This is a genomic window from Paenibacillus sp. 01L418, assembly GCF_056400045.1.
Genome location: NZ_JBFTSN010000362.1, coordinates 1 through 6,565, shown reverse-complemented (window position 1 = coordinate 6,565; position 6,565 = coordinate 1). Strand labels below are relative to the sequence as shown.

Genomic DNA, 6,565 nt, shown 5'->3' with positions numbered 1-6,565 from the left:
CTGCAACACCGTAAGAAAATTTCCCATTCTGCAGGCCGACCCGATATACATAAGTATCAATAACATCCGACACCGGTCTTAGAATTGGATTCTGGGCAAGGATCAAAATATCTTCAAAACCAGCACTTAATAAATTCCCCATTGCTAGAATCATAAAGATGATAATAACCGGCATAATCGTTGGTATCGTAATGAGATAAATTTGCTTAAACTTGCTGGCTCCATCAATATCTGCGGCTTCATACAAATGCGGATCTACACCTGCGATTGCAGCAAGGTAAATAATCGAGCCAAAGCCGATTTCCTTCCATACCGTGGTCGAAACCAGTATGCCCCAGAAGTATTCCTTTAGGGACAGGAAGTTGACCGGTTCATCTATCGCTCCAACACCTTCAAGCAGCATATTGACACTGCCGTTTTCAGTTGAAAGCAACGCCATAACCATGCCGCCTACAATAACCCATGACATGAAATACGGTAGATATGTAATCGTTTGTACGACTCTCTTAAACACCATATGCCTGACTTCATTAAGCATTAGCGCCAATATAATCGGTGCTGGAAAACCTATTAATAGCTTTAAAAGGCTGATCACAAGTGTATTTCTCATGACCGTAGCGATATCAGGTGCAGTAAGGAACGCTTCAAAATGTTTAAAGCCCACCCAAGGGTTATCGAATATTCTCGATCCCGTAAAAAGGTTGTAATCCATAAACGCCGTCAATACACCATACATAGGTATATAGGCAAATACGAATATCAGCAAAATACCCGGCCACACCATCAATTGCACATCCATTTGCTTCATCAGGCGGTTGAAAAAGGTTTTTTTTCTCGGGCTGTTCTCCGGCGGAGTCGCTGTGTACTTTACCTTCGTTGTTGCTTGCGACATGCTCATCCTCCCATAATAAATTGATATAATTTTTGCAAATTAGTACTGAAGCGTCCTGCATCTTCAGCAGCAAATGCCGTTCATTAGGCTCATTTACATTCTAACTCTGTCAAAATGTTGAAACTATATAATAAAAACCCGATTTTTTATACTTTCACAGGCTTTTATGATAAATTCGATCATTTTATTGATTTTTGCAAACAAAATTGGTGAGGATGGTTTCAAAAATGGCCTTAAAATGACAAAAAAAACACGCCTTAAAAGGCGTGTCGTGTGTTGTAAAGCTATATGTTCAAACCACCCAAGCTGGCACCTTTAACAAATAATCGCTCGATGCTCTTCAGTACCGAAGGATCTGGAATTAATGGCGGTGCTTGATGCGGTTTAATACGAGCGTCAATAATCAAATTGTCACAAGCCCAATGCTTGTTCTCATAATGACTATTCACGCCATACATATCGTGTGATGGATTGCTGCGCGTAAAGGTAACCCATAGGAAGTTTTTAATCGTCTCGCTAATGAAATGACTATCATCACCTACTATAATCATAGGGCATGAAGAAAGAGCTCCCTTTTCTTGTATAGCATCACATAACAATTGCATTTCCTGCTTAGCACTGGCATAACTCATAAATGTAGAGCCTTGGATGACTACAACTCCCGGCATGACCATACGCGCATGCTCAAATCCGCTTATTTCTTTGAAAACATCGGGCACTTCTGTACATAAGTCTCTCTTTTTGTCCCCATATGCTGCGATGACTACTTTACTGCCGCTGTTTAATCCCGTACCCGAATAATCGAGTGTATCAATCGTCGTATTTGTATGGAAATGAATGTCACGGCTAAGATCGATACGTTCTAGTATATACGTTAAAAAATCCACTTCATCATGTGAATCCAGCGGCCTTTGATCTTCAGCTGTAATAAAAAGGTATTTGGCCAAACTCAGTTGTCCCGTACCCAAAATCCGATTAGCAATGGTGAGCAGCTCTGCCGGCTGTTTCACTTGCTGATACGGGGTGTACCGTTCGCTGCCTATTGCAAAAAGCAGAGGATGAACACCCGCTGCATCTACAGCATGCACTTCCTTTACACCAGGAATTTCTTGTCTAATCGCATCACCTGTCAGCTCATGAATGAGCTCTCCAAACGCTGTATCCTCTTGCGGCGGACGGCCAACAACGGTAAATGGCCAAATCGCTCCCGGCTTCGCGTACACTTTATGAACTTTCATGACAGGGAAAGGATGAGTAAGACTGTAATACCCCAAATGATCACCAAATGGTCCCTCAGGCTTCGTCTCGCCTTGATGAATTTCTCCTGTTATAACAAAATCAGCATCGTTGCTAATACAGAACCCATCCAAATAACTGTAGCGGAAACGGTGTCCTGACAGCATTCCGGCAACAGTCATCTCTGTCAGCCCTTCCGGCAGCGGCATAACAGCTGCAAGCGTATGTGCTGGAGGRCCGCCTACAAAACAGCTTACTTTTAAAGGGATACCCTTTTTATTCGTTTTATCTTGATGCACGCCGATGCCGCGATGAATCTGATAATGCACGCCAATTTCTTTGTTCATTTCATAATCATTGCCGCTCAGCTGTACACGATACATACCCAAATTTGAATTCATAATTCCTGGCTTGTCTGGATCTTCCGTGTAGACTTGAGGCAGGGTTACAAATGCACCGCCATCCATTGGCCAGCTTTGAATAAGCGGCAAATCCGAAATTTGTATTTCCTGCGCAGTTACTGGCAGACTGCCCGACTTCTTAACCGGAAGAGCTTTCCAAGCGGCCAAACCGGTTCTGACATGCTTAAACGGATTTTTTAATGCCTTCATGGGATCATTGCGCAGCTCCATCACACTTTGCACCGATTCCCAAGTGTTGCGGAATATGAATTTGCTGCGCTCTACCGTTCCGAACAAATTAGAAACTGCCCGAAATTTAGAGCCTTTTACATTTTCGAATAGCAGCGCTGGACCGCCAGCCTCATAAACTTTCATATGGATAGCAGCCATCTCAAGATACGGGTCAACTTCTTCTTTTATACGAACCAAATGTCCGTTTTTCTCTAAATCAATGACACATTCTTCTAAATTGCGATACATTTGAAATTCTCCAATCTCAGCCTGATAGGGTGATCAAAACTCACGCTCTTTTTATTAAAATTAATTCATATTGTTGCCTATTGTCAAACGCGATCAAAAATCAAATGTTAYATGCAGCCAAGTATTAGCAAAAAACAAAAATACGCCATAAATGGCGTACTTTTATCATCTTATTAACGAAGTTTATAGTATTGATTATATACTTACTCTACTACAAAAGTATAGGCAGGCAGCCGTTAAAAAGCGCCTCCCTTGCCTTACAATTCGTTTTTTGTAGTATACAATACAGGCCAAGCTTCGCCCTCGTATATTTCTCCCTCTCTGCCGTTCATCATCTGTGCATTAAAATGATTATTGCCCTTAGCATCATATTTATATTTGGTTTCACCCGTCATGAGATGAACCGCCATTGAGCGGCGTGCTTGATCACTCGTATTAGGCCCGCTTCCATGGATGGTCAATGCATGATGAAAGCTTACTTGCCCGGCTTTCATTATAACAGGTACCGTTGAAAACTTTTCATTTTCCGGGATGTCCATTGCTTGCTGCTGCTTCTCCAAATTTTGCTCAAAGAAATCATTTACATTCAACAAGCCCCACTGGTGGCTGCGCGGCACCATCTGCATACAGCCATTCGATAGATCCACATCCGTAAATGCAACCCAAGCCGTAATGAGCGTCGGACCCGCGCAGCATTGCCAGTAAGCGTAATCTTGATGCCAGCCTACATTTGCTGTTTCCTTGCCTGTACCTCTTCCTGGTTTATACAGCAGCTGATCATGAAACAACCTTATCGTTTCCGTCTCCATCAAGGCAGCGGCAATTCCTCCGATTGTAGCGTTTACTGCTACGTTACGAAGTGTCAGATCTGACCAATGCGAATTATCTGTTTTCCTCAGAGCCCGCGGATTATCCTGTCCTTCCAGCCAATTGCATACCGGTGCTTTTCCAGTCTCGTATTCGCCGCGATATAGACGATCCTGATGCGCGACGATTTCCGCTAGCTCATCCTCAGAGAAAATAATAGGCGAAATCCAGTAACCATTTTCAGCAAAAAATGTGACATCTTCTTGTACAGGGAGACAATCTTTACGCAGTTGACCATTCATAGACATATTAAGCACCTCATGAATTCATATTTTAAACATATGATCATTATAAACCGGTTAAATTACGTTGTATTTTTTAATCCCATGCATAGATTTAAAGTTTTTGATCATTATTGCTTGTTGAGATTTTGTGCTGAAAAGGTATAATCGAAGGTAATTGTTTTGAAGAGAAGAAGGGATACGCGAATGAGTGAAAATAATTCATTGAAGAACGAGGTGCCCAAACAGCATCTTGTTATTGAAAACGATGGTGAGTTTCGAATCGAATTGCCCTTCGATTCTGATGCGAGCCATATTTATTATCTCGGTGTGAATCATTATGAAAACTGGAGCACATCGATTCATTATCATGATCATTTCGAATTGTGCTACGTGGATGAAGGGTACAGTCAATACAAAATCGATAAAACGGTTTATGAAATTGAGAAAGGCCAGCTCCTGCTTACTAAGCCTGAAGAAATCCATTTTGGATTAGCAGGAAAACATAAGCCTTTCAAGCTCTATTACATCGGGTTTAGGCTGGAGAGGCTCCACCATTTGTATCCTGAATTTTATCGCATTGGGCTTCAACGAATCGCTCATGATCAAGATAGCCGAGTAAAAGCACTTTTCGAGCATATAATGACCGAAATTAAAAATAAAGCTTATTTAAGCTTGCCCATGGTGGAGGGGTTATTTCAACAGCTGCTTGTGACGACGCTCCGTCATTTTCTTGATCCAGCATTAGCAGCAGAGGCCCCTCCAAGGCCGCTTAACGACGCGATTACTGAAGTAATGAATCAGCTGCATCGTGAGGTTCGCTATAACTATGATCCCGAGCAGCTAGCAAAGTCTATCCATATTAGCCGCTCGCATCTCGCAAGGGAATTCAAAAATGCCGTTGGCATTCCCCTCGGAGAATATGTTCGTCACTTATGCTTGGATAAAGCGAAGTCCGAGCTACGTAGCACGTCGAAAGCGATCTCGCAAATCGCAGAAGAGCTGCAATTCTCATCCATTCATACGTTTAGCATATTTTTCAAACGATTTACAGGGCAAACGCCAACTCTCTATCGCCAATCTACAAAATCTAATCTATAAATAAATACATGACTTTTGCTCTGATACACAGCCCAAAGAAGCCTTCCCGTCGACATGACGGGAAAGCTCCATCTGGATAAATAAAAGGGAAAGCATGCGAGCTTATTTCAGCCTTACACTATAAAACCTCATTGCACGAGGCACTCCCTTGATTTCTAATTTGCCTGCGTAAATAAGCTCGCGCAGTCTATATTCGAAATAGCTGTCTCCAATACATTGCTCATAATAGCCCAATGCTTGGCCAACTACTCTGGCCGCCTTTATAAATTCATCTTTTGGTTTATGCTGCAGCAGCGACTCTACCGTTTCGAACAAATAATCATCCAAGTAATCTTCATCTACATGTTGAATTTTACTTTGATTCCAAATACGCAGCACCTCATCATGCTCTGCAAGCGCTAGCCATTCCTTCACCAGTTGCTGCCTTATGTCGCCAGTTGTCTGCCCATTTTCCTCTGCTTCACCTATAACAGCCTTTAACTTATCTACCGGAACCTCTCCTAATTGCAAAYAGTTAATGAATGTTTCGGGTGTATTATACCTTCTGCTGCATGCCTCTTCTGCATTAAACACGTAAATACCATTTAAATGGTGTCTGAGCAAATAAAGCGCATAACGCAAACCAGTCTGTTCATGAGCATTGTTACCACACCATATGACAATTGAAGCTTGCTCTGGAATTTGTGCTAATAAGCTTTGGTGAGAGAAGGCTTCCTCTTCCATATCAAAATATGATTCGTCATAACCAACATTAATATGATTTTTAAACCACTCCTTCCTCTTAAGCCATCCCTCTTCCGTATGCAGCTGCCATATTGGGCCTATAGAGAAGCTTTCATTAAGAGTAATGACCTTATTGGAATCCGCTAACCCAAGCTGTTTAATAGCCAGTTTCAAACTGCCTGCAACAGAGTCTCCAAACACAATATGAATTTTCGTGACAGCCGAATCCAGCTCTTTCTTATTATTGTTTTGGGAATTCAGCAATGAATCGTAAAGTTCTTTCAAATTATTAAAAAGATCTTCTCGAGCCTCTAAATTCTGCTCCGCTATCTCAATTTGAAGCATAACTAACTTTAGAGCCTGTCTCACATCATCTGTAGAAAGCTCCTCGACCGCCTTGCGTATTTCCAACATTTTATTCAAAAGCTATCTCCTTCCTTTCCTCTTTACTTGGCGATACACATGGATAAGAATAAGCCAGAAGATCAAAGCCCCTTTTCTTCAGAATAGGTAGACTCATCGGACTAGCATCTACCGTCAGCAAGCGGAATCCATTTTCCCAAGCTGCCTGTGCTCGTACAGCAAGTAAAGAAGTATACAACCCTTTATTTCTGTATTCAGATAAGGTTGAACCACCCCATAAG

Annotated in this window: 6 protein-coding genes; 1 reads left to right on the top strand and 5 read right to left on the bottom strand. The window is 42.0% G+C overall.

What is annotated here, in order from left to right; genetic code table 11:
• From AC1DSE_RS27660 to AC1DSE_RS27650, 3 genes are all read right to left on the bottom strand, one after another.
• A partial coding sequence (locus tag AC1DSE_RS27660; RefSeq protein WP_477528523.1) for an ABC transporter permease occupies positions 1-892 on the bottom strand: 892 nt, incomplete at its 3' end.
• A gap of 284 nt (positions 893-1,176) precedes the next feature.
• Positions 1,177-3,009: a UbiD family decarboxylase gene (locus AC1DSE_RS27655; protein ID WP_441885357.1), complete on the bottom strand. Its 1,833-nt coding sequence runs from the start codon at positions 3,007-3,009 to the stop codon at positions 1,177-1,179.
• A gap of 257 nt (positions 3,010-3,266) precedes the next feature.
• Positions 3,267-4,124: a phytanoyl-CoA dioxygenase family protein gene (locus tag AC1DSE_RS27650; protein WP_477511083.1), complete on the bottom strand. Its 858-nt coding sequence runs from the start codon at positions 4,122-4,124 to the stop codon at positions 3,267-3,269.
• Positions 4,125-4,304: 180 nt separating this feature from the next.
• On the opposite strand from AC1DSE_RS27650, the gene AC1DSE_RS27645 reads away from it, so the two are divergent.
• Positions 4,305-5,198 carry an AraC family transcriptional regulator gene (locus tag AC1DSE_RS27645; RefSeq protein ID WP_441885353.1) on the top strand — a complete coding sequence of 298 codons (894 nt, stop codon included), beginning with the start codon at positions 4,305-4,307 and terminating at the stop codon, positions 5,196-5,198.
• Between the two features lie 102 nt (positions 5,199-5,300).
• Here the strand turns inward: AC1DSE_RS27645 and AC1DSE_RS27640 are convergent, their stop codons facing one another.
• On the bottom strand, positions 5,301-6,335 hold the full coding sequence (locus tag AC1DSE_RS27640; protein WP_477528524.1) for a DUF1835 domain-containing protein: 1,035 nt from the start codon (positions 6,333-6,335) through the stop codon (positions 5,301-5,303).
• A 1-nt stretch (position 6,336) separates the two neighbouring features.
• The coding region (locus AC1DSE_RS27635) for a GNAT family N-acetyltransferase (protein WP_477528522.1) at positions 6,337-6,565 on the bottom strand (229 nt) is incomplete at its 5' end.

Excerpts from the sequence above, each read along its gene's own strand:
- AC1DSE_RS27650 (WP_477511083.1), bottom strand. The coding sequence starts at position 4,124 with ATGTCTATGAATGGTCAACTGCGTAAAGATTGTCTCCCTGTACAAGAA.
- AC1DSE_RS27645 (WP_441885353.1), top strand. The coding sequence starts at position 4,305 with ATGAGTGAAAATAATTCATTGAAGAACGAGGTGCCCAAACAGCATCTT.